This is a genomic window from Aureimonas pseudogalii (genome assembly GCF_014196835.1).
Lineage (GTDB): Bacteria > Pseudomonadota > Alphaproteobacteria > Rhizobiales > Rhizobiaceae > Aureimonas > Aureimonas pseudogalii.
The window spans coordinates 105,167-131,368 of record NZ_JACIEK010000003.1; the positions used below are offsets into that span (position 1 = coordinate 105,167).

A 26,202-nucleotide genomic window follows, 5' to 3' on the forward strand; every position below is an offset into this window, starting at 1 on the left:
TCAGTGGGCGTTGGAAGGCTGCTTGGCGCGGGCGACGATCTGCGTCGGGTTGACGAAGCGCAGCGCCAGCACGAGCCAGAACAGCGTCGTCACCATGTAGACCACGGCCATCGCGTCGATCGACTGCGAGGCGCGAACGCCCGCCGCGAAGACGGCGTAGTAGAGCGAGACGACGAGCGTCTGGCTGGTGGGGCCGGCAACGAGGAAGGTCAGCTCGAACATCGCGATGGTGCGCACCAGCACGAGAAGCAGCGCCGCCAGCATGCCCGGCAGGAGCAGCGGCAGCAGGATGCGCAGGAACAGGCTGCCGGTGCGCGCGCCGAAGACGCGCGCGGCCGCCTCGATGCGCGGGTCGATCTGCTCGATGAAGGGGATCATAACCAGCACGACGAAGGGAATGGACGGCACGAGGTTGATGATGACGACGCCCCAGAACGTGCCGCCGAGGCCGACCTGATAGAGCAGCGTCGCCAGCGGGATACCGTAGGTGAGGGGCGGCACCAGCAGCGGCAGCAGGAAGACCAGCACCACGAAGCGCTTGCCGGCGAACTCGCGCCGCGCCAGCGCATAGGCCGTGGTGATGCCGATGAGGCCCGAGAGGATCGTCACGAGGAAGACGATCTGGAAGGTGACGAGCAGCACCTCGGTGAGCTGGAACTCGCGCCACGCGTCGAAATACCAGCGCGTCGTCCAGCCGGTCGGCAGCCAGGTGCCGAGCCAGCGCGTCGCCAGCGAGTTGGTGACCACGGCGCCGATGACGCCGAGGAGGTTGAGGACGAAGAGGATGGTGACGCCCCAGACGGCGGCGCGCCAGAGCTTCGACCCGAGGCCGCGATCCCTGATCATCGGTTCAACCCTTCGTTCCGCCGGTGGGGCCGCGATAGAACAGGCGGCGCAGCGTCAGCACCGCGAGCACGACGACGAGCTGCACGACGCCCATGATGATGGCGATCGCCGATCCCAGCGAGTGATTGTACTCCTCGAAGGCCGCCGAATAGGCGGCGATCGAGATGACGCGCGTCGGCCCCGCCGGGGCGCCGAGCAGCACCGCGGAGGGGAAGACCGCGAAGGCCTGGACGAAGGCGAGGCAGAAGGTGACGGCGAGGCCGGGCACCAGCAGCGGCAGGAACACGCGGCGGAACCGCTCCCAGGCGTTGGCTCCGAGCGTTGCCGCAGCGTGCTCGATGGCAGGGTCGATGCCCGAGACGTAGGAGAGCGTCAGCAGGAACGAGAAGGGAAAGCCGGTGATCAACAGCGAGGCGAAGACGCCCCAGTAGTTGTTCGTCAGGCGGATGGGCGCGTCGAGAAGGCCGACGAGGATCAGCGTCCGGTTGAACCAGCCTTGCGGGCCCAGGAAGTTCAGCAGGCCTTCGGCGACGAGCACCGTGCCGAGAGTGATCGGCAGGACGAGAAGGATCGTCAGGAGCTTCTGCCGGCGCATCAGCCGCACGCGGAAGGCGATGGGCACCGCCAGCGCGAGGTTGAGGATGGTCACGGGCAGCGCCAGCCAGAGCGTCGCCCCGATCGTGTTGTAGAGGAACGGGTCGGAAAAGAAGCGTCGGTAGTTCTCGTACCAGGCACCGGTCTCGGGGGTGAGCGAATCCACCAGCCCGTAGAGGAACGGGTAGACGAAGAGCGCGAGGATCGACACGAGGCCCGGCAGCACGAGAAGGGTCGTGACGTCGAACCCCTTGGCCGCCAGCCGGGTGCGCAGCGAGGAGCGCGGCTCGGCGCGGGAGGGAAGCACCGCGTCGCTCATCGCGCGTCGCCCGCGAAGATCAGCGTGCGCTGCGGATCGGGCGAAAGCACGATCGTCTCTCCGTTGGCCACCGGCGTGTCGGAGCGGAAATAGGCGAGCGCATCGCCCGGCAGCACGGCGACGCCGAAATAGGCCCGGCCACGGTATTCGCTGGAGCGCACCACGGCGCGAAGGCCGTCGCCGGAGCGCTCGGCCACAAGATCTTCGGGCCGGATCGACAAGACGATGTCAGCGCCCTGCGCCAGTTCGGTCGAGCGGTGGAGCACGAAGCGGCTGCCGCCAGCCTCGATCGTGGTGCGCCCGACGCCGTGATCGGCGACGCGGCCCTCGATGCGCGTGCGAAAGCCCATGAAGTCGGCGACATCGAGGTGGTTCGGCCGCTCGTAGAGGTCTTCCGGCGTGCCGGTCTGCCGGATCACGCCGCCGCTCATCACCACGATCCGGTCGGCGAGCGAGAGCGCCTCGTCCTGGTCGTGCGTGACGTAAATCGTGGTGGAGCCGATGGCGTCGTGGATGGCGCGGATCTCGGCGCGCATCTCCAGCCGCAGCTTGGCGTCGAGATTGGAGAGCGGTTCGTCCATCAGCACGAGCGGCGGGCGGATGACGATGGCGCGGGCGATGGCAACGCGCTGCTGCTGGCCGCCGGAGAGCTGGCCCGGCAGTTTGTCGCCCTGTTCGCGCAGGCGCACGAGATCGAGCGCCCGGTCGATGCGCTTCTCGGCCTCGGCCTTCGCCACGCCCTGCATCGTCAGGCCGAAGCCCACGTTCTTGCGGATCGTCATGTGCGGGAACAGTGCGTAGCTCTGGAACACCATGCCGAAGCCACGCTCTTCCGGCTGCAACTCGTTGATGCGGCGATCGTCCAGCCGGATCTCGCCGCCGGTCAGCGGCAGCAGGCCGGCGATGCAGTTGAGCGCGGTCGACTTGCCGCAGCCCGAAGGGCCGAGCAGCGCGATGAACTCGCCCTTCTCCACCGTGAGGTCGATGCCGGCGAGCGCATGGTAGGAGCCGAACGAGCGGCGCAGGCCGCGCAGTTCCAGCCTTCCGCTGCCCGCTTGGGAAGTGGCGAGACGACCGGAGGGCTTCACGGCGGTGGAATGGGCGTTCATCGCGGGGCGCTCCGGAACGGCTCGAAAGAAAATGCGTCGGCGAGGCGCCGACGATCGAAGCGGACGAGGCCGCCTCGCAAAGGCGGCTCGGACGGCCGGCTGGCCGTTGCCGCGCGCGGTTCACCTCGTCTCCACCCTCGCCCCGACCCGAACGGGCCGAAGGGCGAGGGCACCGGATCGGGTGCTCTCGGCCGCTCGATTGAGCGGCGGACGAGAGCAGGTGTCGAAGCGCGTCGTCGCGGCGGTTGGCTGCGGCGCGCGTCAGCTCTTCTTGGCGCCGATCCGCTCGTCCCAGATGCGGAAGGCGGCGACGATCTTGTCGGCGTCGAGGGGCGTCTCAAGCGGGTTCTCGGCGATCCACTGGTCGTATTGCGGCCGGCCGAACTCCTTGATCGCGTCCTGGCTCTCCTGCGGCGCCATCGAGAGCGGCACGTCATTCACCGCTGGGCCGGGATAGAAATAGCCCTGGTCGTAGGCGTAGGCTTGGCTTTCGGGCGTGAGCATGAAGTTCATGAGGTCGAGGAGCACGGCGAGTTTCTCGTCCGAGACGCCCTTCGGCACCACCATGTAGTGCGCGTCCGTCACCCAGTGGAAGCCGGCGAGCGTGCCGACCTGCGCTTCCGCGGGCACGACGCCGAGAACGCGCGGGTTGATGTCCCAGCCCGTGGTCGAAACCACGATGTCGCGCGTGCCCTCGCCGAGTTCGCGCATCGTCTGCGTGGTGCCCGACGCGTAGTACTCGATGTTCTGGCCGAGCTCTTCGAGGAAGGCCCAGGTCTTGTCCCAACCCTTCTCGGGATCGCGCGGATCGGCGTCCTTGAGGAGGTAAGGCAGGCCCATGAGGAAGGTGCGGCCCGGACCGGAGTTGGACGGGCGGGCGTAGATGAACTTGTTGGGGTTGGCCTTGGTGTAGGCGAGCAGCTCCTCGGCCGTCTTCGGCGGCGTCGGCACGCGGTCGGGCATGTATTCGATCAACGGGCCGGACGGATAGTAGGAGACGACGACGCCCCGGTCCTTGGCCATCGCCTGCATCTTGAAGGCCTGCGGGATGTAGATCCCCTCGAGATTCGGCAGGTCGCCCTTGTAGGGCGTCAGGTCCGTCCAGAGGTCCTGGTCGAGCCCGGCCGAGAGCGCGTCGGTGCCGGTGAGAACGAGGTCGATGTCGAGGCGCCCGGCGTTCTGCTGGGCCTTGAGCTTGGCGGGAAGCTCGGGGGCGGGGGCCTTGGTGAAGGCGATGCGGCTCGCCCATTCGGGCTTCATCTCGGTGTAGCGCTGCATCGCGGCCTGCGTCAGCGCCAGATTGCCGGCGACGTCGACCACCGTGATGGTCACCGGCGACGAGGGTTTGGCGAGCGCGGCGAAGGCCTTGCCGCCGAAGAGCGTGGCGCCTGCGAGGCCTGCGGCCGTGGTGCCCATGAAACGTCTGCGCGTCAGATGCATGGTGGTGCTCCTCCCGGAAATGGCCGATGCGCGGTCTCCCGTCCGCCGGCCGGATTGTCAGAGCCGGTACGCCTGCTTGGCGAGCCGGTAGGCGAGATCGAGGCTGAGTTCGTGCGCCTCGTCCTCGTCGAGACGCCCGTCCGCGACGAGGCGCGCGAGATAGGCGCAGTCGACCCGGCGCGCGACGTCGTGGCGCGCGGGGATCGACAGGAAAGCGCGCGTGTCGTCGTTGAAGCCGACCGTGTTGTAGAAGCCGGCCGTCTCGGTCGCCGTCTCTCGAAAGCGGCGCATGCCCTCCGGGCTGTCGAAGAACCACCAGGGCGGACCGAGACGCAGCGCCGGATAGTGGCCGGCGAGCGGCGCCAGCTCGCGCGAGTAGACCGTCTCGTCGAGCGTGAAGAGGATGATCGTCAGCTGCGGCTCGTTGCCAAGCTCGTCGAGCAGGGGCTTCAGCGCCCGCACGTAGTCGGTGCGGGTCGGGATGTCGGCGCCCTTGTCGAGGCCGAAGCGGGCGGCGAGGGCCGCGTTGTGGTTGCGCATCGAGCCGGCGTGGATCTGCATCACCAGCCCGTCGTCGAGGCTCATGCGCGCCATCTCGGTCAGCATCTGTGCCCGGAACAGCTCGGTCTCCGCCAGACTTGCGCCGCCGCCGGCAACCTTGTCGAACAGGAGCCCCGCCTCGGCCGGCGTCAGCGCCGCCGTGCGCGCCGTCGGGTGGCCGTGGTCGGTGGCGGTGGCGCCGCGCGCCTTGAAGTAGGCGCGGCGGATGCGGTGGGCCTCGAGATAGCCCGCGTAGGTCTGCGGCTGCCCCGTCAATTCCAGAAGCCGGGCGATGGAGGCCGCGAAGTCCGGTCGGTCGGCGTCGATCACCGCGTCGGGCCGGTAGCAGGGCAGCACGCGGCCGGTCCAGCCGGAGGCCCGGATCCGGTCGTGTGCGGCGAGATCGTCGATCGCGGAGTCGGTGGTGGAGATCGCCTCGATGCCGAAGCGGTCGAAGAGTGCGCGGGGGCGCATCTCCGGCTCCGCCAGCCGGGCGGCGATGGCGTCGTAGAGCGTGTCGGCATTGGCGGCGGAGAGCCGCTCCTCGATGCCGAACACCCGCTCCATCGAATGCTCGAACCAGAGGCGGGACGGCGTGCCGCGGAACAGCCCGAAATTCTCGGCGAAGATGCGCCAGATCGCGCGCCCGTCGGTCTCGCTCGGGGCTCCGTCGATTCGGGGCACGCCGAGCGCCTCCAGCGGCACGCCCTGCGAGTAGAGCATGCGGAAGATGTAGTGGTCGGGCACGACGAAGAGGCGGGCCGGATCGGGGAACGGTGCATCGTCGGCATACCAGAGCGGGTCGGTATGCCCGTGCGGCGAGACGATCGGCAGCCGCTCGACCTCGGCGAACAGCCGGCGCGCGACCGCCCGCGGTTCGGGCTCGAGCGGAAGAAGCCGATCCGGGTTCAGCGCCATCGTTGCTCCTCTCCGCCGCGAGCGGCTTCGCCGATCCTGCCAACTGCCGTGTTGGCACGACCTAACGATTGATATACTAGAATGTCAATGGCGGGACGAAAGCGTGGAGGAGGGGGTATGTCGAACGAAGCCGATGCCGTCGCCACTCTGTCCATGCCCCTACCCGCGTACCGCGTGGTCGGCGTGGAACGACGTCGGCAGACGTCGGCCATGCTGATCTTCGAGACCCTGCGCGCCGAGATCGTGGCGCTGGACCTGCCGCCGGGAACGCCGCTGCAGGAGAAGATGCTGCTGGAGCGCTTCGCCGTGAGCCGGACGCCGGTGCGGGAAGCCTTGATCCGCCTTACCGAACTCGGGCTGGTGGACGTGTTTCCGCAGTCGGGCACTTTCGTCTCGCGCGTGCCGGTGACGGCAATTCCCGAGGCGGTGCTCGTGCGCAAGGCGCTGGAGGGCATCACCGTGGAGGCGGCCGCCGCGTCCGGCGATCCCCGGCGCGGCCTGCGCCTCGACGCGGTGATCCTGCGCCAGCAGATCGCGGCCGAGCATGGCGAACTCGGTCTCTTCCATGAGGCCGACGAGGCGTTCCATGCCGAGATCGCAGCCATCGGCGGGCATCCCGGCATCTGGCGCCTGCTGGCGCAGGTGAAGGTGCAGATCGACCGGGCACGGCGCCTGACGCTGCCCGTCCTCGGCCGGACGCACAGCGTGATCGCCGAGCACCGGATCATCCGCGACGCCATCGTTCGCGGCGATCGGGACGCCGCGCTCGCCGCGATGACCGACCATCTCGGTGCCGTCATTCCCGACGTCGCGGAGTTGCGTGGTCGCTTTCCCGATTATTTCGCCTGATCGGCACGTGCCGCGGGCCCATTTCCAAGGAGATCTCTCATGCGGCAAGGCTGGCGGTGGTTCGGGCCGAAGGCGCCCGTCACCCTCGACGAGGTGCGGCAGGTCGGCGCGACGGACATCGTCTCGGCGCTGCACGAGACGCCGATCGGCGCGGTGTGGACGCGCGAGGCGGTGGAGGCGCGACGCGACCTGATCGAGACGACGCCGGTCGGGCGAGTGCCCCTGCGCTGGTCGGTGGTCGAGAGCATTCCGATCCCCGATGCGGTGAAACGCACGGGCGGCGCGGCCAAGGCCGAGATCGAGGCCTGGATCGCCAGCCTGGAGAGCATCGGGCGGGCCGGCATCGGGGTCGTCTGCTACAATTTCATGCCGGTGGTCGACTGGTGCCGCACCGATCTCGACTTCGTCACCGACACCGGTGCCACCGCGATGCGCTTCGACTTCGAGACCTTCGCGGCGTTCGAGCTGCACATTCTCCAGCGTCCCGGCGCGCTTCAGGACTACACGCCGGATGAGCAGGCGCGGGCCCGCACCGTGTTCGAGGCGATGGACGAGCAGGCGGCGGCCGATCTCGTGCGCAACATCGCCAGCGCGCTGCCGGGCTCCACCACCGAGGCGATGACGATCCCCGCCTTCCGCGACCGGCTCGCCGCCTATCGAGACGTCGATGCCGCGACGCTGCGCCGGCATCTGGCCGAGTTCCTCGCGGCCGTGACGCCCGCGGCCGAGGCCTTCGGCGTGAAGCTGACGCTGCACCCGGACGATCCGCCGCGCCCGCTCTTCGGCCTGCCGCGCGTCGCCTCCACCGAAGCCGACTATGCCGCGCTGTTCGATGCCGTCCCGTCGCCGGCCAACGGCATGTGCTTCTGCACCGGAAGCTTGGGCGTGCGTGCCGACAACGATCTGCCGGCCATCGCGCGGCGCTTCGCCGACCGTATCCATTTCGCGCATCTGCGCGCGACGAAGCGCGAGGCCGATCCGCGCACCTTCCACGAATCGGCGCATCTGGAGGGTGACGTGGACATGGTGGCGGTGCTCGGCGAACTCGTCGCCGCCGATCGGCGCCGGGCGCCGGGCGAGACGATCGTCTTCCGCTCCGACCATGGGCACCGGATGCTCGACGACCTCCACAAGGAGGTGACCCCCGGCTATCCGGCGATCGGGCGCATGCGCGGCCTCGCCGAGCTTCGCGGCATCCTCCACGCCCTCGGCCATCCGCCCGAGACGCGCGCGCCGGCGTCGTAAAAGCTTCATCGCGCGAGGCTATCGGCTGTGCAGGGACGGCGCGCGGGCAGGCCCGCGAAGGATGGCGAGGGAGAATCGGGATGCTCGGCGAGATCGGCATACGGATGATGGCCTGGGTCATGGCCCGCCCGGACATGGGCCGCCTGTCGCGCTGGCATCAGGCCTCACCCTGCCGGCCCGTGATGCTGCGCGACGGTCGCACGAGCTCCATCGGCGGCGGCCAGATCTGGCGTCGGCGGATCGAGGGCGGCTGGGAATACGAGCAGGACGATTGCTACGCCGTCGGCGTGGACGACCTGCGCGGCGACGACTGGAACTGAAACGCTTCGCCGTTCGGGTCGTCAGCCGAGGTCCACGAGGGTGGTCGTGCCCGCCGAGACGGGGCCGTCGCGCTCGAACGAGACGGCCTTGATCACGGCATGGACCTGCGATCCCATCGCGATCCCCATCGTCTCCAACGAGCGCTGCGTGATGCGCGCCACCAGCATGTCGCCGCCGCAGTCGAGCTGGATGTCGGCATGGGTCCGCCCCTCCCGGTGGATCGCCGTGACGCGGGCGACGAGGCCGTTGAGGGCGCTGAGACCCACGGGCGGCTGCATCGAGATCATCACGTCGCGCGCGCGGATGCGGATGCGCAGCGGCGCGCCGATCCCGCCGGCGACGATGGGAATGGCGAGGCGGCCGCCTCGCGCGTCGAGAAGCGTCAGGCCGAAGCGCTCGTCATGGCCGGCGATGCGCGTGTCGAGGGCATGGCCCGGCTCCAGTTCTGCCGTGGTCGGGTGAAGATCCAGCCGGCGGAAGATGTCTTCGGGCGTCCCGTCGGCGACGACCCGTCCGGCGTCGAGCACCACGAGATGGTGGGCGAGCCGCAGCACCTCGGGCACGGAATGGCTGACGTAAAGGATGGGCACGTCCATGCCCTCGCGTAGGCGCTGAATGTAGGGCAGCACCTCCTCCTTGCGCGCATCGTCGAGAGCGGCGAGCGGTTCGTCCATCAGGAGCAGACGAGGGCTCGCGAGAAGCGCGCGGCCGATCGCGACGCGCTGGCGCTCGCCGCCCGAAAGGCCGGCGGGGCGGCGCTCCATCAGCGGGCCGATGCCGAGGAGGTCGATCAAGTCGTCGATCGCGCCGCGGCGCTCCGCCGCGGGCGTGAACCAGCGGCCGTAGAGGAGGTTGCGGCGCACGCTCAAATGCGGAAACAGCCGCGCGTCCTGGAACACGTAGCCGACGCGGCGCCGATGGGGCGGCACGAAGATGTTGGCTTCGGTGTCGACGAGCACGCGGTCGCCGACCGCGATCCGGCCGCGGTCGGGCCGGACGAGGCCCGCCACGAGGTTGACCAGCGAAGACTTGCCCGATCCCGAGGGGCCGAACAGGGCGGTGAGGCCGCCCTTCGCGGTGAAGCGCGCGTCGAGTTGGAAGACCCCGAGCCGGTGCGACAGGTCGATTTCGAGCCCGGTCATGGCTCGACGCGCCGGCCGACGCGCGCCGCCAGCCATTCCGACGCCATGAGCGCGCCCATCGAGATCGCAATGGAGATCAGCGTCAGGCGCAGGGCGCCGGCGTCGCCGCCGGGCACCTGCGTGAACGTGTAGATCGCCGAGGGCAGGGTCTGCGTCTCGCCGGGAATGTTGGAGACGAAGGTGATGGTGGCGCCGAACTCGCCCATCGCCTTGGCGAAGGAGAGGATCATGCCCGCGATGATGCCCGGCAGGATCAGCGGCAGCGTGATCGTGGCGAAGACCGCGAGGGGCGGGGCGCCGAGCGTTCCCGCCGCCGCCTCCAGCCGCCGGTCCACCGTCTCGATCGACAGGCGGATCGCCCGCACCATCAGCGGAAAGCTCATCACCGCGCAGGCCAGCACCGCGCCGGTCCAGCGGAACGAGAGGACGATGCCGAAATGCTGGTCGAGAAAGGCGCCGATCGGTCCACGCCGTCCGAAGGCCAGCAGCAGGAGATAGCCGGTGACGACGGGCGGCATCACCAGCGGCAGGTGCACGAGGCCGTTGAGAATGGCGAGGCCTGGAAACCGCGCCCGCGCCAGAACGAAGGCGACGAGAAGGCCGAGCGGCAGGCTCGCCAGCGTTGCGACCACCGACACGAGCAGGCTGAGGCGCACGGCGTCCCATTCCTGCGGGCCGAGCGCCAGCCAGTCTCCCATCATCGACGGATCGTCGCCCCGGTCATCCCGCCTCCGTCCGAACGCTCAGCGGTTGCCGAGGACGGTGAAGCCCTGCTTCTCGAACAGGGCCTTCGCCTTGTCGGTCTTCAGATAGTCGAGGAAGGCGGCGGCGTCCTGCGATTTCGCGTCCTTCGTCAGTGCCACCGGATAGACGATCGGCTCGTGCGAATCGGCCGGAAACGTGCCGACGATGGCAACCTGCGGATCGGCCGCCGCGTCGGTCTTGTAGACGATGCCGAGCGGGGCCTCGGCGCGCGAGACGAGCAGCAGCGCCGCGCGCACGTTCTCGGCCTGCGCGACGTCGCCGGCGACGCTGGCCCAGACGCCGAGCTTTTCGAGCGCCGCCTTGCCGTACTTGCCGGCCGGCACCGAATCGACGTTGGCCATGGCGAGCTTGCCGTCGCCGAGCATCGTCTTCAGCGCGAAGCCCGGCTCGATCGTGGTGGGCTTCGCCGAGGCGGCGGGGGCGACGAGCACGATCTCGTTGCCGAGAAGCTCGGTGCGCGTCGCCGGCTGGATCAGGTCCTTCTTCGCGAGTTCGTCCATCCAGGCGAGGTCGGCGGAGGCAAAGAGGTCGGCCGGCGCGCCGCTCTCGATTTGCTTGGCGAGCGCGGAACTTGCCGCATAGGAAATGGTGGCCGACTTGCCGGTCTCGGACGTCCAGGCGGCGTTGATCTCGTCGAACGCGTTCTTGAGGCTTGCCGCCGCGAAGACGACCGGGCCGCCGTCCTGCGCCGATGCGGGCCGCAGGGGCAGCCCGGCGACGAGGGCCACCAGGGCCGTCGCGGCGAAGCGGGCGAGAAGGGTGCGGCGGTTCGTCATCGGCAGGCTCCTGAAAGAGGCGATATGTTCGATGGGATATATCGGATCCTCGACGAGGGGAAGGGCGGTTCGCGTCGCTGCGGTGGTGCGGTTCCAGCATCGATCGCCAAGCCCATCGCAGCAGGGCCAGGGCAAGTCCGCGACGCGCAGCGTCGCGGCGAGGACGCCCGGGCAAATTTGTCTATTAAGACGGTCTTTTTAGAAGAGATTTGCGGGGCATCGATCACCGGCCTCGCGTAGTCTGCCTCTCATCGGGCCGAAGCGTCGGCCTATCGAGCGAGGTTCTTCATGCCGCAGACAGCCGGGACGATCGCAGCCCACGCGAAGACCTCGTTTCGCCGTTCGATGGCGTCGCGCCTGCGAAGCGCGTCCACGGCGCTGGCGGCGTTCGGCCTCTTCGCCTTCGCGGCGCCTGCCGGTGCGCAGACCCTTCTCAACGTCTCCTACGACCCGACCCGTGAGCTCTATCGCGAGTTCAACGCCGCCTTCGACAAGCACTGGCAGGCCGAGGGTAAGGACAAGGTGAGCGTTCGTATGTCGCATGGCGGCTCGGGCGCGCAGGCCCGCACCGTGATCGACGGGCTCGACGCCGACGTGGTGACCCTGGCGCTCGAAGCGGACATCGACGCGGTGGCGAAGGCCACCGGCAAGATCCCCACCAACTGGCGCACGCTCCTGCCGCACAACTCGGCGCCCTACACCTCGACGATCGTCTTCCTCGTGCGCAAGGGCAATCCGAAGGCGATCGCCGACTGGGGCGATCTGGTGAAGGACGGGGTCCAGGTGATCACGCCGAACCCCAAGACCTCCGGCGGCGCGCGCTGGAACTATCTGGCCGCCTGGGCTTGGGCCAACAAGGCCTATGGCGGCGACGTGGAGAAGACGAAGGCCTTCGTCGGCGACGTCTACCGTCACGTGCCCGTCCTCGACACGGGCGCGCGCGGCTCCACCACGACATTCGTGCAGCGCGGCATCGGCGACGTGCTGCTGGCCTGGGAGAACGAGGCGTTCCTGGCGCTGGAGGAACTTGGTCCCGACAAGTTCGAGATCGTCGTGCCGTCCATTTCGGTGAAGGCTGAGCCGCCGGTGGCCGTGGTGCCCGGCAATTCCGACGCCAAGGGCACGACGGAAGTCGCCAACGCCTATCTGAACTACCTCTATTCCGACGAGGGCCAGACGATCGCGGCGAAGAACTACTATCGCCCGTCCGAACCGACCCGCGTCTCCGACGCCAAGCTGCTCGAGCGCTTTCCCGAGGTGCAGCTCGTGACCATCGACGACGCGCAGTTCGGTGGATGGGCGAAGGCCCAGCCGGAGCATTTCGGCGACGGCGGCATCTTCGATCAGATCTACAAACCCGCCAACTAAACGCTTGCACTCGCGCGGCGGCCGGCATCACCCTGATGCCGGCCGCTTTCATGCCCGCCCTTCGGCGGCCGACCGCCCGCGCCTCTCCCCATCGGAGAGGCGTCGACGCATAAGGATCCTCGATGACTGCGCCACCCCAGCGCCAACCCTTTGCCTTTCGAGCGCCGAGCGTCGTGCCCGGTTTCGGATTGGCGCTCGGCTTCACGCTGACCTATCTCGGCATCGTCGTGCTGATCCCGCTCGCGGCGCTGGCCGTGCGCGCCGCCGGATTGGGCTTCGGCGAGTTCCTGGCGCTCGCCGGCGACCGCCGCGTGCTCGCCGCGCTGAAGCTCTCCTTCGGTGCCTCGATCGCGGCAGCGCTCATCAACACCGTGTTCGGCCTGCTCGTCGCCTGGGTGCTCGTGCGCTACCGCTTTCCCGGCCGCCGGCTCGTGGACGCCGCGATCGACCTGCCCTTCGCCCTGCCCACGGCCGTCGCCGGCATCGCGCTGACCGCGCTCTATGCGCCGAACGGCTGGGTGGGTCAGGCCTTTGCGTCAGGCGGCGTCTTCGCGCCGCTCTTCGGGACGGAGGGCCTGCGCATCGCCTATTCGCCGATCGGCATCGTGGTGGCGCTCACCTTCGTCTCGTTGCCCTTCGTGGTCCGCACCGTTCAGCCGGTGCTGGAGGAGATCGATCCCGAATGGGAGCAGGCCGCCGCGACGCTCGGCGCCAGCCGCTGGCAGACGGTGCGCCGCGTGGTGCTTCCGACGCTCGCCCCCGCGCTTCTCACCGGCTTCGCGCTCGCGCTGGCCCGCTCGGTCGGCGAATACGGCTCGGTGATCTTCATCGCCGGCAACATCCCCTACGTCTCGGAGATCGCGCCGCTCCTCATCGTCATCCGGCTGGAGGAGTTCAACTATGGCGGCGCGACGGCGGTGGCGATGCTGATGCTGATCATCTCGTTCCTGATGCTGCTCGCGATCAACCTCATCCAATCCTGGAGCCGGCGGAGGTATGGCCATGGTGCATGAGGCCGTTCTGGCATTGAAGGCCGGCGAGGGCGAGCACGCCCGTCCCGCGCGCCAGCCCCGCTCGCCGACGAGCGAGAGCCCCGCCGTGAAGTGGACGTTGATCGCGATCGCGGTGGCGTTTCTCGGCTTCGTCCTGTTCATGCCGCTCGTGGCGGTCTTCGTCGAGGCCTTCCGCAACGGATTGTCGGCCTATTTCGAGGCGATCCGTGAGCCCGACGCGCTGGCCGCGATCCGCCTGACGTTGACGGTGGCCGCGATCTCGGTGCCGCTCAACCTCGTGTTCGGCCTCGCGGCGGCGTGGACGGTGGCGAAGTTCGAGTTCCGCGGCAAGACGCTGCTGATCACCCTCATCGACCTGCCGTTCTCGGTCTCGCCGGTCGTGGCGGGGCTCGTCTTCGTGCTCCTGTTCGGGGCGCAGGGCAGCCTGCACTGGGTGGTTCAGGCGCTCGGCTTTCCCATCATCTTCGCCGTGCCCGGCATCGTGCTCGCCACCGTCTTCGTGACGCTGCCCTTCGTGGCGCGCGAGCTCATTCCGCTGATGGAGGAGCAGGGCACCGGCGACGAGGAGGCCGCGATCTCGCTCGGCGCGCGCGGCTGGAAGACGTTCTTCCTCGTCACGCTGCCGAACGTGCGCTGGGCGCTGCTCTACGGCGTGCTCCTGTGCAACGCCCGCGCCATGGGCGAGTTCGGCGCCGTCGCCGTCGTCTCCGGCAAGATCCGCGGCGAGACCGCGACCATGCCGCTCCATGTCGAGATCCTCTACAACGAGTACGCCTTCTCGGCGGCCTTCGCCGTCGCGACGCTTCTGGCCATGCTCGCCCTCGTCACCCTCGTCCTCAAGACGCTGCTCGAATGGCGCTATTCCGGCGACATCAAGGCGACGCGCGGCGGACACTGAAAGCAGACACGATGAAGATCAGCGTTCGCAACATCCGCAAGACCTTCGACCTCTATCCCGCGCTGCACGACGTCTCGCTCGACATCGCCTCGGGTGAGTTGATCGCGCTGCTCGGACCCTCCGGCTCGGGCAAGACGACCCTGCTGAGGCTGATCGCCGGGCTGGAGTTCCCGACCTCCGGCAAGATCCTCTTCGGCGACGAGGATGCCTCCGCCAAGAGCGTGCAGGAGCGCAACGTCGGCTTCGTGTTCCAGCATTACGCGCTGTTCAAGCACATGACGGTGGCCGACAATATCGGCTTCGGCCTCACCGTGCGCCCTGCCGGGACGCGTCCGGCGCGCGCCGAGATCCGGCGCCGGGCCGAGGAACTGCTGGAGCTGGTGCAACTGCCGGGCCTCGGGGGGCGCTATCCGCAGCAGCTTTCCGGCGGCCAGCGCCAGCGCGTGGCGCTGGCCCGGGCGCTTGCCATCGAGCCGCGGGTGCTGCTGCTCGACGAGCCCTTCGGCGCGCTCGACGCCAAGGTGCGCAAGGACCTGCGACGCTGGCTGCGCGAGCTGCACGAGCGCACCGGCCACACCACCGTCTTCGTCACGCACGACCAGGAGGAGGCGGTGGAACTCGCCGATCGCGTCGTGGTGATGAGCCAGGGCAGGATCGAGCAGGTGGGCTCGGGCGACGACATCTACGACGAGCCCGCGACGCCCTTCGTCTTCTCCTTCATCGGCCAGTCGAACGAGGTGCCGGTGGAGGTGCGCGGCGGCGAGATCGCCTATCGCGGCGCCGTTCTCGGCCGCACCGAAGAGGCGGACGGGCACTGGCGCATGTTCGTGCGGCCGCACGACCTCGCGCTGGCCGAGACAGGGCAGCCCGGTCTGGCGGGTTCGCTCTTCGGGGCACGCCGCGCCGGTCGCTCGCGCGTCGCCGAGATCGAGCTCGACGGCGGCGGGCCGCGCATCGAGGTGGAACTGTCGGCCGACGCCGACGCGCAGCAGGGGCGAGCCGTGACATTGCGTCCGACGCGGTGGCGCCTCTTCCCTCAGAGCGCCACGGCTGCCTGAACACGCGGCCACTCATGTCGGTGGCGATCGCCTCGCTCGACGAGGCGATCGCCGCCCTCTTTTGCTTGGATCTGTGCCTGAAGAACCGGTCCGGGAGGACGGCGGAATGGCGAGCGGGCGACGGCGCGCCCTTCCCGCTCGCCCGATCGTCGCAGCAATCTTGCAAATCCGAGTAGCCCACGCTTGCGGTGTCTCGCTTCCCCCGCGTATCCACGTCGAAACGGTGGAGGGCAGGGCGTGCACGGGAATGACGACAAGCGATTCCGCCCGCTCGACGGGCTGCGGGGCGTCGCGGTCCTCGCGGTCCTCACCTACCACACCGCCGCCATTCCCGAGGCGGGTCGCGTCGGCGTCGATCTGTTCTTCGTCCTCAGCGGTTTCCTCATCACCGACATCATCGCCGCGGGCCACGCGAGGGGTGCCCCGTTCTTCGCCCATTTTTACCAGCGTCGCATCATTCGGCTCTATCCGGCGCTTCTCGCCGCCTGTCTTCTACTGGCGGTGATTACCGGCATCTTCCCGTGGCTCGACCAGACCACATTCATCTCGATCGTCGCGTCGCTGACGATGGTCTCGAACTACACGCAGGCCCTCGGCTACGGCTTTCCAATGGCCTTCGGCCACACCTGGACGCTGGCGACCGAGTGGCAGTTCTACCTCGTCTGGCCCCTCGTCTATTTCGGCGTTCGATCGTTCACGCAGCGGGAAACCTCGCTGCTCGCGGTCCTCGGCGCCGGTGTGCTCGCGGTCTGGCTCGTGCGCTACGAGACGATGGGGAGCATGTGGTCGTGGCGTTCGCTGGATGCGCGCGGCGATGGACTGCTCTACGGATGCATCCTGTCGATCGCGCTGCGCGCGCGTCCCTCGCTGCAGATCCCGAAGATCGTTCTGCTGGTGGCGGTCTGCGGCTTCGTCGCCATCGCCTTCCTCCCGGTTCAGGGCGAACTCTACGCCTCGAACCTTCTGGCCGCGCTGGTCGTCTGGGGTGTCGTCACCAGCCGATCGACGCTGCTGAACCGATCGCTCTCGGTGGAGTGGCTGGTGGAAACCGGCCGCATCTCCTACGGCCTCTATCTCTACCACTTCCCGATCGCTGCGCTCTGCTTCGTCGGCGGCCTCTCGCCCTGGTCCAATCTCGTCGTCACCTTCGCCTTCTCGGTGCCGCTGGCGATCCTCTCGTGGCACCTGATGGAGCGTCCGCTGCTGCAGATGAAGTTGCGCCCACGGCTTGCCGTTGCCGCCTGACGAGACGTCCGCATGGGCGGGATTTTGGTTTCAGGTGAGTGGCCGGGGATCGGTCGGCGGCTGGCGGTCGGCGGTGCCCGGTGCCGCCCGCACATGAACCGAAGAGCACGAGACGGGATGATCGCGATGAGACCTGTCGCTGCGGTGCTTGCGCTTCTGGCGATGGCCGGGCCTGCGGATGCGGAGGACGCCGCGATATCCACTCGCCAGCGCGTCGATATCGCGGCGAAGCCCTGGACGGCGGTCGGGCAGGTCAACACCGAGGCTTACACCCGGTGCACGGGGGTGCTCGTCGGGCGCCAACTTGCGGTCACCGCGGCGCATTGCCTGTTCAATCGCGCGACCGGGCGCTTTCTGGCGCCGACTTCCGTCCACTTCGTGCTCGGCTACGACCGGGGGCGCTACGCCTTCCAGACCGTCGCGCGCGGCATCCGCATGGATCCGGCGCAGGAGGGGGAGCGCACCTTCCAGGCCGCGCCGCGCGATTGGGCCTTGCTCGACCTTGCCGAGCCCGCACCGACCTCGATCGAGCCGATGCCGCTCGCCGCCGATTTGCCCACAGCGGGCGAGGCGTTCTTCGCCGCCGGCTTCGGCCGGGATCGCGCCTTCGCACTGACGGTGGCCGCCGACTGCCGGATGCTCGCGGCGCCGGACGCAAGGCTGATCGCCGCGTCGTGCGGGATCATCCAGGGCTATTCCGGCGGGCCGATGGTGGATGCCGACGGCCGGCTGCTCGGCATTTCCGTCGCCACCGCGCGGGTGGGCGATCGAGACGTCGCGCTGGCGGTGCCGGTGTCGGCGTGGCGGGAGGAATTGGGGCGCTGAGCTTCAGCAGCGCTTCAACTGCGCCGCGTAGCGAGCGGCCATGTCGCGGGCTCGGCGGGCGCCGCGAAGCGCCTCCGGCCGGTTTCGCCAGACCTCGCGCTCGTAGCCGGCATGGCCCGAGTGATAGGCAAGATACAGGCTGTAGGCATCGGTGCGGTCGATCCCGGTGCGGCGATGGCTGTCGGCGTGGTACCAGCCGATGAAGTGGACGGCATCGGCGAACTGGTCGCGGCGCGCACCGAAACGGCCGGTCCGGCGCTGATATTCCGCCCAGGTTCCGTCGAGGGCCTGCGCGAAGCCATAGGCGCTCGACGCGCGCTTGCCCGGTATGAAGCCGAGGATCCAGCGCCGGGGCGGGCGGGCCTTCGGATCGAAGTTCGATTCCGCTTGGATCGTGGCCATCAGCACCGGCACGGGAACGCCGAACTCGGCCGACACGCGCTCGGCATCGCGGCGCCAGTTGGTGAACAGGCCCTCGCGCTGTTCGAAGATCGCGCAGGTGTTGGCGGTGTTCTTCGGCGCTGACGCGCAACTCGAGAGAGCCAGAACGGCAACGAGCGGGAGAAGGCGATGCACGGACCTTGTCATGCGCCGAACGCTAGGCGCCGCTGCTTAACGATGCGTTACGCAGCCAGGCCAGCGGTTGGGGAAGGCGGGACTACTGTCGAACTCGGCCCTTCTGCACGGGCAGGCAACGGATCGCATCTGTGCTTCCGGCAAACCCCACTGGACCCGCTTCGCAGGGGCCTACGACCGTCCGCGTCAACTGCCTTTGTGCGGATCCCGGATGTGGAGCACGGTTAATCCGAGCGGAATCACGAAGAGGGCAAGAAGATAGGTAATGTCAAAAATGCTGCCTATATAATCTAGCGATGCGTGACCCAAGAGGGATATTTCAGATAAAGCAATAATCAGGAAGAATATTGGAGTAAATATATATGATAATATAATAATCTGCCACTCTTTGCGGAAACCGTAAAGACGGCCGCCCAGCCCCGCGACAACGATCGGCGCTAGGGCTACGCAAAGCAGGTAGGCCACGATCGGCGCAGGAGATTCCTTCAAGCCCGGTCCTTTCGAATAGGACCGCAACAGCGATGCCCGCGGCGAAAACCCCGAGCGACCGCACAGCCCATCAGGCGACGATCGGAGCCACTTATGGTTGTCCAACAATATAGTGGTAAATGGTGCCGCTTAGGTGACTCGAACACCTGACCCCATCATTACGAATGATGTGCTCTACCGACTGAGCTAAAGCGGCCCGGCTCGAACGGGTTTCGTTCGAGCGATGGCGTCCTGATACCGGCAAACGTCGGGCAGTTCAAGCCTTCATCCCGCGAAGTTTCGTCGAGGCTGGCGCGAGGCTGGGGATGGTTCGGGGGGATCAGGCAGCCGGCGATGGAAGGGCGAGGCGGGTCTTCGCCGCCTCGTATTCCGCGACGAGGCGATCGACGAGCGCGGCCACGGGCACTACGTCGTCGACCGCGCCGATGCCCTGGCCCGAGCCCCAGATGTCGCGCCAGGCCTTGGCGGCCGAGTCCCCGCCGAAGTTCATCGCCTTCGGATCGCCCGTCGGGAGGTTCTCTGGGTCCAGCCCGGCGGCAAGGATGGAGGCCTTGAGGTAGTTGCCGTGAACACCGGTGAAGAGGCTGGTGTAGACGATATCGGACGCCTGTCCCTCGACGATGCCCTGCTTGTAGCCTTCCGAAGCGCGCGCTTCCTCTGTGGCGATGAAGGCCGACCCGATATAGGCGCCGTCCGCGCCCATGGCCTGCGCCGCGAGCACCGCGCGGCCGGTGGCGATGGCGCCGGAGAGGAAGAGGGGGCCGTCGAACCAGCGGCGGATCTCGGCGACGAGCGCGAAGGGCGAAAGCGTGCCCGCGTGGCCGCCGGCGCCGGCTGCCACGGCGATGAGCCCGTCGGCGCCCTTTTCGATGGCCTTGTGCGCGAAACGGTCGTGGATGACGTCGTGCAGAACGATACCGCCGTAGGAATGCACGGCGTCGTTCACCTCGGCGACGGCGCCGAGCGAGGTGATCACCACGGGCACCCTGTGCTTCACGCAGAGGGCGAGGTCGGCCTCCAGCCGGGTGTTCGACTTGTGGACGATCTGGTTGACCGCGAAGGGGGCCGCGGGCCTCTCCGGATGCGCTCGGTCATGCGCGGCCAGCGCCTCGCCGATTTCCGCCAGCCAGTCGTCGAGCTGCCCCACGGGCCGGGCGTTGAGGGCGGGAAAGGAGCCGACGATGCCGGCCTTCGCCTGCGCGACCACCAGCGGCGGGTGCGAGATGATGAAGAGCGGAGCGGCGATCGCGGGCAGGCGCAGCCGGCGATCCATCACGGCGGGCATGGTCATCGCGGTCTCCCTTGAAATTTTACGTTGACGTAAGATGCACGGACGGCCTACCCGCAGTCAACGGTTTGCGGTGGGGGCGCTTGTCGAGCGGCGGTGTGTTCGACAAGGAGCGGGTGAGGACGATACGCCGCGCTCTCACCCCAGTTTCGGGGTAGCCGTTCGATCCTCGCTCCCGAAAGGACCGCCCTCATGATTCCCTTCGATCGTCCGATGCCCGCCCGTGCCCTCGCGGCTACCGCTCTTTTGGCGGCGACGCTGGCCGCGGGCCCGGCGATGGCGTCTTCGGACGAGGCGTGGGCGACGTTTCGAGCGGCGGTGAGCACGAGCTGTCTCGCAGCGGCCGCACCGCTTCTCGATGGAGCCACGGCGACGGTCGATCCGTTCGGTTCGGCGCATTTCGGCCTGGCGGTCCTCGCCGGTCGCGAGCCGGGCGGCACGGCGACGCGCAGCGTGATCTGCGCCTACGACAAGGCGTCGGGCCGCGCCGAGGTGGGCGGCGCTCTCGAACTGGCGCAGGCGATGCCGACCGGCGCGCGGGAGGCGTCGCGGACCGGCGACCTCGCGGCGCCCTTCGGCGGGCGCTGCGCCGAGGAGTGCGAGGCCGCTCTCTCGACGCTCTCGGACGGCGACCGCGAAGCGGTGATCGGCCTGCCGACGAGGATCGCGCGCACGCTGGCGGCGCTCGAGGGCACCGAGACCGATGGCGGCACGCGTCAGGCACTGGACGTCGCTGCGAGCGTGGCAGGCTCCGACGCTGCGAACGCGCCGGCACTGGTGGCGCCGGTCAACGTCACGCCCGTCGAGGCCGAGTGCACCCTTCGATGGTTCGGCTTCCTCGATGAATCCGCGAAGACGGTCGGCACGCATCGCTGCACCGTCGCCGCCGCCGCAGACGGGTCGGTGACGATCGAGAAGCTGACGGGGGAGCGGTTGCGCCTGCGCCTTCTGCCGCTCAACGATCGCCTCTCCCTCACGGTCGGACGGTCGTTCCTCGCCGATCAGCCCGAGCGCGCCTACGACCTCGAGGCGCCCCTGAATGCCGGCAACGGCAATTTCGGCAACGTCGTGGGGCTCGCGACGCGCTCGGGCGGGCAGATCCACCTGTTCGGCGGCGCCGAACTCGGCATGCAACCGGCGGACGACACGTTCTTTTCGATCCTCACCATTTCCGGAACCTGAGACGAGGGGGCGCACCGCGCGCACCCTTGCCAGATGGGCCCCGCTCGCCGATCTTCGCCTGAGATGAACGAGCTTTTCCCTGCCGCGCCGGTCGCCCCCCAATTGTTCCCCGTCGTCCCCGAATCGGTCGTCCGCGTCATCGACACGGAAACGGCCGGCCATCGGCTGGAGGACGATGCGGTGATCGAGATCGGATCGGTGGATCTCGATCTCGCGACGGGTCGGATCTTCAATCCGATGCAGAGCCTCGCCAGCCCCGGCGGGGTCGAGATCAACCCGCACGCCCGCCGTGTGCACAAGATCAGCGACGAGATGCTGGAGGGGGCGCCGCCCTTCGCCGAGGCCGTCCGGCCGTTCGCGACGTCGCGCCTCTTCGCCGCGCAGCGCGCGAGCTTCGATCGGTCCAGGCTGCGGCTCGCCGGCACCTGGCTCTGCACCTACAAGCTGGCGCTGCGCGCCTTTCCCGAGGTGCGGGCGCACGGGCTGCAATCCCTCGTGAAATACGTGCCGCTCGACCTTTCGGACGTCGCGCCCGATCTCGCCGGGCTGCACCCGCACCGCGCTTTGTTCGACGCGCTCTGCACCGCGGTGCTCCTGCGCCGCACGGCGGCCGAATTGATGCCGCGATGCGCCGATCTCGCGGATTTCCTGGCGCGCGCAGAACGCGTGTCCAACGAGCCGGCGCTGCTCGCCCGGCTTCGCTTCGGCAAGCACAAGGGCGTGCCGATCCGCGACGTGCCGACCGACTATCTCGAATGGCTGGTGCGCGAACCGGACATGGACGTCGACGCCCTCTACACGGCCCGCCATCATCTCGAACGGCGCACCCAGCGCCAGATCGACGCCATCGCCCGGCCGATGCCCGCGACGGTCTGACGGGCTGGCCGCTGGTTCGCCGCCGCCTGGCCCCTATCTGCGAGCGGGTCCGCCGATGGGGGCGGGCGATCGCAGGGCTGGGATCTCGTGCAGCGTTTCGCCGAACTTCTCGACCGCCTCGTGCTGACGCCGTCGCGCAACGGCAAGCTCAAGCTGATGGCGGACTATTTCCGCGCCGTGCCCGATCCCGAGCGCGGCTATGCGCTGGCGGCGATCACCGGCGGGCTCGACATCCGCTCGGTGAAGCCGGCCATGCTGCGCGCTCTCATGGTCGAGCGCATGGACGAGGTGCTGTTCGGCTATTCCTACGACTATGTCGGCGACCTCGCCGAGACGATCGCGCTCGTCTGGCCCTCGCCGCACGACGGCGAGGCGCGCGGGCGCAACGACGTTCCGACGCTCGCCGACGTGGTGACGGAACTCGACGCCGCGACGCGGGCGGAAGGGCCTAGGTTGGTGGAGGAGTGGCTCGACCGGCTGGATTCCTCCGGCCGCTACGCGCTTCTGAAGCTGGTGACGGGGGGGCTTCGCATCGGCGTCTCGTCGCGCCTCGCCAAGCAGGCGCTGGCCGATTTTGGCGAGACCGACATCACCGGCATCGAAGAGCTCTGGCACGGGCTCTCGCCGCCCTACGAGATGCTCTTCGCCTGGCTGGAGGGCCGCGCGGAGAAGCCGGTCTCGGCCGCCGCCTCGCCGTTTCGTCCGGTGATGCTGTCGCAGCCGCTGGAGGAGCCCGACTACGGCCGCATCACCGCCGCCGACTACGCCGCCGAATGGAAGTGGGACGGCATCCGCGTGCAGGCGACGGTGGAGCGCGGCGTGCGGCGGCTCTATTCGCGCACCGGCGACGACATTTCCGGCGCCTTCCCCGACCTTCTCGATGTCATGACCTTCGAGGGTTCGCTCGACGGCGAGCTTCTGGTGGCCCGGCCGTCCTCGGCCAAAGGGGCGCCGAAGGTGGCCGCGCATGAGGGGCCGCCGCGAGACGACATCGTGGTCGGCACCTTCTCCGACCTGCAGCAGCGGCTCAACCGCAAGGCGGTGTCGGCGGCCGTCATGAAGAAGCATCCGGTCTTTATGCGCACCTACGACCTGCTGCAGGACGGCGCGGAGGACCTGCGCACGCTGCCTTTTCGGGAAAGGCGCCAACGGCTCGACGCGTTCGTCGCGCATCTGGAGCCGACACGCTTCGACATCTCGCCCTTCGTCGCGTTCGAAGGGTTCAAGGACCTCGCCGCCTTTCGCCGCGAGCCGCCGCATCCGGTGATCGAGGGCCTGATGCTCAAGCGCTGGGATTCGACCTACGTGCCCGGTCGGCCGAAGGGCCCGTGGTTCAAGTGGAAGCAGGACCCCCATCTCATCGACGCCGTGCTGATGTATGCCCAGCGCGGCCACGGCAAGCGGTCGAGCTTCTATTCCGACTACACGTTCGGCGTCTGGACCGGGCCGGAGGATCACCCCGAGCTGGTGCCGGTGGGCAAGGCCTATTTCGGCTTCACCGACGAGGAGCTGAAGCTGCTCGACAAATACGTGCGCGACAACACCACCGAGCGCTTCGGGCCGGTGCGCTCGGTGCGCGCCGAACCGGACCACGGGCTGGTGCTGGAGGTGGCGTTCGAGGGGCTGGCGCGCTCGACGCGGCACAAGTCGGGCGTCGCGATGCGCTTTCCGCGGGTCTCGCGCCTTCGCTGGGACAAGCCGGCCTTCGAGGCGGACCGGCTGGAAACGCTGCAGGCGATGCTCGGCTGAGCCGGGCCCGAGGCTGTCGCGAGCCCGGCCTCGGCGATCCTCCGCCCTTGTGTCGCCGGGATCGCCGTCCTAACTCGGGTCCGTCGAACGTCGGAAAGGATGCGGATGTCCGGTCGGGTCTCGAGTTTTCTGGGCGGGTCGCCGCTGTCGGTGGCCGTGCGCCTCGTCGTCATCTCGCTGCTCGTCGGCGTGCTTCTGTCGTGGCTCGACATTCGACCCGCCGAGCTGATCGACGGCGCTGTCGATCTCGTCCGCTGGGCCTGGTTCAGCGTCTTCGGCTCGCTCAACCGCGCGCTCGACTATTTCATTCTCGGCGCCGTGATCGTGGTGCCCATCTTCTTCCTGTCGCGGCTGTTGAAGTCCTCGCGCGGCTGACCGCCGATCAGACGAACTCGGCGGCGGTGCGGTGCAGGATGGAATGGCGCCGTGCCAGGGTCTCGATGTCGCGCGAATAGCCGCCGCCGATCACGCCGACCACCGGGATGCCGCGCTCGCGAAAGAAGCCGATGACCCGCCTGTCGCGCTCGGCGAGCCCCTCGTTGGTCAGCGAAAGCCGACCGAGGCGATCGTCCGCATGCGGATCGACGCCGGCATTGTAGAACACGACGTCCGGCCGCGCCGCGCGGTGCGCCTCTTCGAGAAGCGCGGGCAGGAGGGCGAGATAGGCGGCGTCCTCCATCCGGTCGGGCAGGGGCACGTCGAGATCGGAGCGCGCCTTTTCGGTCGGGTAGTTGTTCTCGCCGTGCATCGACAGCGTGAAGACGAGCGGATCGTCGGCGAAGATCCGCGCCGTGCCGTCGCCCTGGTGGACGTCGCAGTCGAACACGAGGACGCGGCCGACGTCGCCATCGGCCAGCAGCACGCTCGCGGCCACGCCGACGTCGTTGAACACCGAGAAGCCGGCGCCGCCTTCGCGGGACGCATGGTGGCTGCCGCCCGCCGTGTTGCAGGCGATGCCGCCGTCGAGCGCGAGGCGCGCCGCGAGAAGCGTGCCGCCGGTGGCGCAGCGAGAGCGCATGGCGACGCGATCGTCGACGGCAAAGCCGATCGCCTTCTCCGTCGCGGCCTCCACCGTCTGGGTCAGCACGGCCTCGACGTAGCGCGGGTCGTGGGCCAGCTCCAGCCAGCCGACGAGCGCCGGCGCAGGCACGTGAAAGCCATGTGGCACCAGCCCGTCCGCCACCAGGATCTCGGCCAGCCGCGTGAATTTCGACATGGGAAACCGGTGCGCGGCGCTGAACTGCGCGTCGAAGGCGGAATGGTGGACGAGGGGAAGGGCCATGCCGGCAGGAAATAGGGCATGGCGCGGCGAACCGGCAACGGCTTGAATGTCGCGGCGGTCGGTGGCAAGAACGTATCGGGAACAACCGAGCGTGAGTCGAGATCGGCAATGCAGGTGCAGGACACGGCCCGGATCGCGCGCCCCTTCGACGTGACGCATGCCGAGATCTGGCGGATCGCCCTGCCGATGACGCTGGCCTTCCTGACGACGCCGCTCATCGGCATCGTCGACACGGCCGTGGTCGGGCGCATGGGCGATGCGGCGGCGCTTGGCGGCCTCGTGGTGGGCGCCATCGTCTTCGATGTCGCCTTCGCCAGCTTCAACTTCCTGCGCGCGGGCACCACCGGCCTGACGGCGCAGGCGCTGGGCGAAGCCGACGAGCGTGAGATCGTCGCGGTCTTCTGGCGGGCGCTCGTGCTCGCCGGGCTGATCGGCCTCGCGCTTGTCGTCGCGGCGCCGGCGGTGATCGCGCTCGGGCTTCTCGCCATCGCGCCGGAGCCGCCGGTGGCCGCGGCGATGCGCGCCTATGTCGAGATCCGCCTTCTCGCGGCGCCCTTCGCCCTCGTGAACTACGTGCTGCTCGGCCATCTCCTGGGGCTCGGCCGCTCGGGGCGTGGGCTCGGCCTGCAGATCGCCATCAATCTCGGCAATATCGGCTTCGCCATCATGTTCGGCCTCGTGCTCGGCGGGGGCGTGCGCGGCGTCGCCTTCGGTGCCGTGGCCGGCGAGGCGATCGGCGCGGTGCTCGGGCTGATGTTGGTCGTCGCGGATTTTCGGCGGCGTCCGAGCGTCGGGCGGGCCGACATCCTGCGTCGCGCGGGCTTTACTCGCATGCTGGCGCTGAACGGCGATATCATGATCCGCTCCTTCTGCCTCGTCGGCACCTACGCGCTGTTCACCCGCTTCGGGGCCGGGCTCGGTGCGGTGACGCTTGCGGTGAACGGCATCCTTCTCAACCTGCTGATGACCGGCTCCTACTTCCTCGACGGTTTGGCGACGGCCTCCGAGCAACTGGTGGGGCGCGCGGTCGGGGCCTTCTGGCGCCCCGCCTTCGACCGGGCGCTGAAGCTCTCGATCGGTTGGGGCATCGCGTTTGCAGCGGCCATCGGCCTGCTGCTTTTCGCAGGCGGTCCCGGTTTCGTCGGGCTTCTCACTACCGACGAGACGCTGCGCGAGGGCGCGGCGCCCTTCGTCGCGTGGACGGCGGCGGCGACGCTGGCGGGGGCCCTCGCCTTTGTCATGGACGGGGTGTTCATCGGCGCCACGTGGTCTCGCACGATGCGCAACATGATGCTTGCCTCCGTCGCGGTCTTCGTCGCGGCGGCCTATCTGCTGGTGCCGATCCTCGGCAATCATGGGCTGTGGGCAGCGCTGACTTTGTTTCTTGGCGCGCGCGGTCTTTTCCTGTTGGCGATGACCCCCGCCCGGCGAGACAGCGAGTTCGCACCATCTCGTCCGCCGTCTCCGGTATGAAGCCCAGTCGCTTCAT

27 protein-coding genes and 1 tRNA gene are annotated in these 26,202 nt (G+C 68.7%); 15 read left to right on the forward strand and 13 right to left on the reverse strand.

The features are described 5' to 3' along the window. From GGR04_RS08880 to uxaC, 5 genes are all read right to left on the reverse strand, one after another. A complete protein-coding gene (locus GGR04_RS08880) occupies nucleotides 1-846 on the reverse strand; it encodes an ABC transporter permease (RefSeq protein ID WP_062203619.1) in 846 nt (281 codons plus the stop codon). Nucleotides 847-850: 4 nt separating this feature from the next. Continuing rightward, complete coding sequence (locus tag GGR04_RS08885; RefSeq protein WP_183199504.1) at nucleotides 851-1,759, reverse strand: ABC transporter permease; 909 nt, start codon at nucleotides 1,757-1,759, stop codon at nucleotides 851-853. Then, nucleotides 1,756-2,868, reverse strand: coding sequence for an ABC transporter ATP-binding protein (locus GGR04_RS08890; RefSeq protein ID WP_183199505.1), 1,113 nt, complete (start codon nucleotides 2,866-2,868; stop codon nucleotides 1,756-1,758). The genes GGR04_RS08885 and GGR04_RS08890 overlap by 4 nt, the downstream gene beginning before the upstream one ends. 261 nt (nucleotides 2,869-3,129) lie before the next feature. Further along, nucleotides 3,130-4,308: an ABC transporter substrate-binding protein gene (locus tag GGR04_RS08895; protein WP_183199506.1), complete on the reverse strand. Its 1,179-nt coding sequence runs from the start codon at nucleotides 4,306-4,308 to the stop codon at nucleotides 3,130-3,132. Nucleotides 4,309-4,365: 57 nt separating this feature from the next. Beyond that, entirely contained in the window at nucleotides 4,366-5,766 is a 1,401-nt protein-coding gene (gene uxaC / locus GGR04_RS08900; protein ID WP_183199507.1) for a glucuronate isomerase, read from the reverse strand. A 117-nt stretch (nucleotides 5,767-5,883) separates the two neighbouring features. On the opposite strand from uxaC, the gene GGR04_RS08905 reads away from it, so the two are divergent. The 3 genes from GGR04_RS08905 to GGR04_RS08915 all read left to right on the forward strand — a co-directional run bounded on the left by GGR04_RS08905 (nucleotide 5,884) and on the right by GGR04_RS08915 (nucleotide 8,180). Further along, nucleotides 5,884-6,615 (forward strand): GntR family transcriptional regulator, encoded by a 732-nt coding sequence (locus tag GGR04_RS08905; protein WP_376769846.1) that lies wholly within the window; start codon nucleotides 5,884-5,886, stop codon nucleotides 6,613-6,615. A gap of 39 nt (nucleotides 6,616-6,654) precedes the next feature. Beyond that, nucleotides 6,655-7,860, forward strand: a complete 1,206-nt coding sequence (gene uxuA / locus GGR04_RS08910; protein ID WP_183199508.1) for a mannonate dehydratase — start codon at nucleotides 6,655-6,657, stop codon at nucleotides 7,858-7,860. A gap of 80 nt (nucleotides 7,861-7,940) precedes the next feature. Further along, nucleotides 7,941-8,180: a hypothetical protein gene (locus GGR04_RS08915; protein WP_183199509.1), complete on the forward strand. Its 240-nt coding sequence runs from the start codon at nucleotides 7,941-7,943 to the stop codon at nucleotides 8,178-8,180. 21 nt (nucleotides 8,181-8,201) lie between these two features. On the opposite strand, the gene modC is transcribed toward GGR04_RS08915, so the two are convergent. The 3 genes from modC to modA are packed head-to-tail and all read right to left on the reverse strand — an operon-like array spanning nucleotide 8,202 to nucleotide 10,864. Then, nucleotides 8,202-9,323, reverse strand: coding sequence for a molybdenum ABC transporter ATP-binding protein (modC, locus tag GGR04_RS08920; RefSeq protein WP_183199510.1), 1,122 nt, complete (start codon nucleotides 9,321-9,323; stop codon nucleotides 8,202-8,204). Beyond that, entirely contained in the window at nucleotides 9,320-10,021 is a 702-nt protein-coding gene (gene modB / locus GGR04_RS08925) for a molybdate ABC transporter permease subunit (protein WP_183199668.1), read from the reverse strand. The genes modC and modB overlap by 4 nt, the downstream gene beginning before the upstream one ends. A gap of 45 nt (nucleotides 10,022-10,066) precedes the next feature. Further along, complete coding sequence (gene modA / locus GGR04_RS08930; RefSeq protein ID WP_183199511.1) at nucleotides 10,067-10,864, reverse strand: molybdate ABC transporter substrate-binding protein; 798 nt, start codon at nucleotides 10,862-10,864, stop codon at nucleotides 10,067-10,069. Between the two features lie 345 nt (nucleotides 10,865-11,209). On the opposite strand from modA, the gene GGR04_RS08935 reads away from it, so the two are divergent. The 7 genes from GGR04_RS08935 to GGR04_RS08965 all read left to right on the forward strand — a co-directional run bounded on the left by GGR04_RS08935 (nucleotide 11,210) and on the right by GGR04_RS08965 (nucleotide 17,271). Beyond that, nucleotides 11,210-12,232, forward strand: a complete 1,023-nt coding sequence (locus tag GGR04_RS08935) for a sulfate ABC transporter substrate-binding protein (RefSeq protein ID WP_183199669.1) — start codon at nucleotides 11,210-11,212, stop codon at nucleotides 12,230-12,232. A gap of 122 nt (nucleotides 12,233-12,354) precedes the next feature. Continuing rightward, nucleotides 12,355-13,245, forward strand: a complete 891-nt coding sequence (cysT, locus tag GGR04_RS08940; protein WP_183199512.1) for a sulfate ABC transporter permease subunit CysT — start codon at nucleotides 12,355-12,357, stop codon at nucleotides 13,243-13,245. Beyond that, nucleotides 13,229-14,143 carry a sulfate ABC transporter permease subunit CysW gene (gene cysW, locus GGR04_RS08945; protein WP_376769847.1) on the forward strand — a complete coding sequence of 305 codons (915 nt, stop codon included), beginning with the start codon at nucleotides 13,229-13,231 and terminating at the stop codon, nucleotides 14,141-14,143. The genes cysT and cysW overlap by 17 nt, the downstream gene beginning before the upstream one ends. Before the next feature lie 11 nt (nucleotides 14,144-14,154). Further along, entirely contained in the window at nucleotides 14,155-15,201 is a 1,047-nt protein-coding gene (locus GGR04_RS08950; RefSeq protein WP_183199514.1) for a sulfate/molybdate ABC transporter ATP-binding protein, read from the forward strand. A gap of 14 nt (nucleotides 15,202-15,215) precedes the next feature. Continuing rightward, on the forward strand, nucleotides 15,216-15,377 hold the full coding sequence (locus tag GGR04_RS08955) for a hypothetical protein (RefSeq protein WP_183199515.1): 162 nt from the start codon (nucleotides 15,216-15,218) through the stop codon (nucleotides 15,375-15,377). Between the two features lie 61 nt (nucleotides 15,378-15,438). After that, nucleotides 15,439-16,446, forward strand: coding sequence for an acyltransferase family protein (locus GGR04_RS08960; protein WP_183199516.1), 1,008 nt, complete (start codon nucleotides 15,439-15,441; stop codon nucleotides 16,444-16,446). Nucleotides 16,447-16,572: 126 nt separating this feature from the next. Then, a complete protein-coding gene (locus GGR04_RS08965) occupies nucleotides 16,573-17,271 on the forward strand; it encodes a trypsin-like serine peptidase (protein ID WP_183199517.1) in 699 nt (232 codons plus the stop codon). Nucleotides 17,272-17,274: 3 nt separating this feature from the next. Here the strand turns inward: GGR04_RS08965 and GGR04_RS08970 are convergent, their stop codons facing one another. The 4 genes from GGR04_RS08970 to GGR04_RS08985 form a co-directional block, all read right to left on the reverse strand. Then, a complete protein-coding gene (locus GGR04_RS08970) occupies nucleotides 17,275-17,847 on the reverse strand; it encodes a transglycosylase SLT domain-containing protein (protein WP_183199518.1) in 573 nt (190 codons plus the stop codon). Nucleotides 17,848-18,033: 186 nt separating this feature from the next. Further along, nucleotides 18,034-18,336 (reverse strand): hypothetical protein, encoded by a 303-nt coding sequence (locus GGR04_RS08975; protein WP_183199519.1) that lies wholly within the window; start codon nucleotides 18,334-18,336, stop codon nucleotides 18,034-18,036. A gap of 120 nt (nucleotides 18,337-18,456) precedes the next feature. After that, nucleotides 18,457-18,532 (reverse strand) — tRNA-Thr (locus tag GGR04_RS08980). A 123-nt stretch (nucleotides 18,533-18,655) separates the two neighbouring features. Continuing rightward, nucleotides 18,656-19,627 (reverse strand): NAD(P)H-dependent flavin oxidoreductase, encoded by a 972-nt coding sequence (locus GGR04_RS08985; protein WP_183199520.1) that lies wholly within the window; start codon nucleotides 19,625-19,627, stop codon nucleotides 18,656-18,658. A gap of 189 nt (nucleotides 19,628-19,816) precedes the next feature. Between GGR04_RS08985 and GGR04_RS08990 the strand changes: the two genes are divergently transcribed. The 4 genes from GGR04_RS08990 (at nucleotide 19,817) to GGR04_RS09005 (ending at nucleotide 23,806) form a co-directional block, all read left to right on the forward strand. Continuing rightward, the gene (locus GGR04_RS08990; protein ID WP_210291717.1) at nucleotides 19,817-20,806 is read left to right on the forward strand and encodes a hypothetical protein; all 990 of its coding nucleotides are present in this window, start codon (nucleotides 19,817-19,819) and stop codon (nucleotides 20,804-20,806) included. 63 nt (nucleotides 20,807-20,869) lie between these two features. Beyond that, nucleotides 20,870-21,682: an exonuclease domain-containing protein gene (locus tag GGR04_RS08995; RefSeq protein ID WP_183199522.1), complete on the forward strand. Its 813-nt coding sequence runs from the start codon at nucleotides 20,870-20,872 to the stop codon at nucleotides 21,680-21,682. Nucleotides 21,683-21,769: 87 nt separating this feature from the next. After that, nucleotides 21,770-23,431: a cisplatin damage response ATP-dependent DNA ligase gene (locus GGR04_RS09000; RefSeq protein ID WP_183199523.1), complete on the forward strand. Its 1,662-nt coding sequence runs from the start codon at nucleotides 21,770-21,772 to the stop codon at nucleotides 23,429-23,431. A gap of 105 nt (nucleotides 23,432-23,536) precedes the next feature. Then, entirely contained in the window at nucleotides 23,537-23,806 is a 270-nt protein-coding gene (locus tag GGR04_RS09005; RefSeq protein WP_183199524.1) for a DUF6460 domain-containing protein, read from the forward strand. A gap of 7 nt (nucleotides 23,807-23,813) precedes the next feature. Here the strand turns inward: GGR04_RS09005 and GGR04_RS09010 are convergent, their stop codons facing one another. Further along, nucleotides 23,814-24,713: a histone deacetylase family protein gene (locus GGR04_RS09010; RefSeq protein ID WP_183199525.1), complete on the reverse strand. Its 900-nt coding sequence runs from the start codon at nucleotides 24,711-24,713 to the stop codon at nucleotides 23,814-23,816. An 18-nt stretch (nucleotides 24,714-24,731) separates the two neighbouring features. Between GGR04_RS09010 and GGR04_RS09015 the strand changes: the two genes are divergently transcribed. After that, a complete protein-coding gene (locus tag GGR04_RS09015; RefSeq protein ID WP_312857430.1) occupies nucleotides 24,732-26,186 on the forward strand; it encodes an MATE family efflux transporter in 1,455 nt (484 codons plus the stop codon). Nucleotides 26,187-26,202: the final 16 nt, after the last annotated feature.

Coding starts and splice junctions, on each gene's coding strand:
- GGR04_RS08880 (WP_062203619.1), bottom strand. CDS start 846: ATGATCAGGGATCGCGGCCTCGGGTCGAAGCTCTGGCGCGCCGCCGTC.
- GGR04_RS08885 (WP_183199504.1), bottom strand. CDS start 1,759: ATGAGCGACGCGGTGCTTCCCTCCCGCGCCGAGCCGCGCTCCTCGCTG.
- GGR04_RS08890 (WP_183199505.1), bottom strand. CDS start 2,868: ATGAACGCCCATTCCACCGCCGTGAAGCCCTCCGGTCGTCTCGCCACT.
- GGR04_RS08895 (WP_183199506.1), bottom strand. CDS start 4,308: ATGCATCTGACGCGCAGACGTTTCATGGGCACCACGGCCGCAGGCCTC.
- uxaC (WP_183199507.1), bottom strand. CDS start 5,766: ATGGCGCTGAACCCGGATCGGCTTCTTCCGCTCGAGCCCGAACCGCGG.
- GGR04_RS08905 (WP_376769846.1), top strand. CDS start 5,884: ATGTCGAACGAAGCCGATGCCGTCGCCACTCTGTCCATGCCCCTACCC.
- uxuA (WP_183199508.1), top strand. CDS start 6,655: ATGCGGCAAGGCTGGCGGTGGTTCGGGCCGAAGGCGCCCGTCACCCTC.
- GGR04_RS08915 (WP_183199509.1), top strand. CDS start 7,941: ATGCTCGGCGAGATCGGCATACGGATGATGGCCTGGGTCATGGCCCGC.
- modC (WP_183199510.1), bottom strand. CDS start 9,323: ATGACCGGGCTCGAAATCGACCTGTCGCACCGGCTCGGGGTCTTCCAA.
- modB (WP_183199668.1), bottom strand. CDS start 10,021: ATGGGAGACTGGCTGGCGCTCGGCCCGCAGGAATGGGACGCCGTGCGC.
- modA (WP_183199511.1), bottom strand. CDS start 10,864: ATGACGAACCGCCGCACCCTTCTCGCCCGCTTCGCCGCGACGGCCCTG.
- GGR04_RS08935 (WP_183199669.1), top strand. CDS start 11,210: ATGGCGTCGCGCCTGCGAAGCGCGTCCACGGCGCTGGCGGCGTTCGGC.
- cysT (WP_183199512.1), top strand. CDS start 12,355: ATGACTGCGCCACCCCAGCGCCAACCCTTTGCCTTTCGAGCGCCGAGC.
- cysW (WP_376769847.1), top strand. CDS start 13,229: ATGGCCATGGTGCATGAGGCCGTTCTGGCATTGAAGGCCGGCGAGGGC.
- GGR04_RS08950 (WP_183199514.1), top strand. CDS start 14,155: ATGAAGATCAGCGTTCGCAACATCCGCAAGACCTTCGACCTCTATCCC.
- GGR04_RS08955 (WP_183199515.1), top strand. CDS start 15,216: ATGTCGGTGGCGATCGCCTCGCTCGACGAGGCGATCGCCGCCCTCTTT.
- GGR04_RS08965 (WP_183199517.1), top strand. CDS start 16,573: ATGAGACCTGTCGCTGCGGTGCTTGCGCTTCTGGCGATGGCCGGGCCT.
- GGR04_RS08985 (WP_183199520.1), bottom strand. CDS start 19,627: ATGACCATGCCCGCCGTGATGGATCGCCGGCTGCGCCTGCCCGCGATC.
- GGR04_RS08990 (WP_210291717.1), top strand. CDS start 19,817: ATGATTCCCTTCGATCGTCCGATGCCCGCCCGTGCCCTCGCGGCTACC.
- GGR04_RS08995 (WP_183199522.1), top strand. CDS start 20,870: ATGAACGAGCTTTTCCCTGCCGCGCCGGTCGCCCCCCAATTGTTCCCC.
- GGR04_RS09005 (WP_183199524.1), top strand. CDS start 23,537: ATGTCCGGTCGGGTCTCGAGTTTTCTGGGCGGGTCGCCGCTGTCGGTG.
- GGR04_RS09010 (WP_183199525.1), bottom strand. CDS start 24,713: ATGGCCCTTCCCCTCGTCCACCATTCCGCCTTCGACGCGCAGTTCAGC.
- GGR04_RS09015 (WP_312857430.1), top strand. CDS start 24,732: ATGGCGCGGCGAACCGGCAACGGCTTGAATGTCGCGGCGGTCGGTGGC.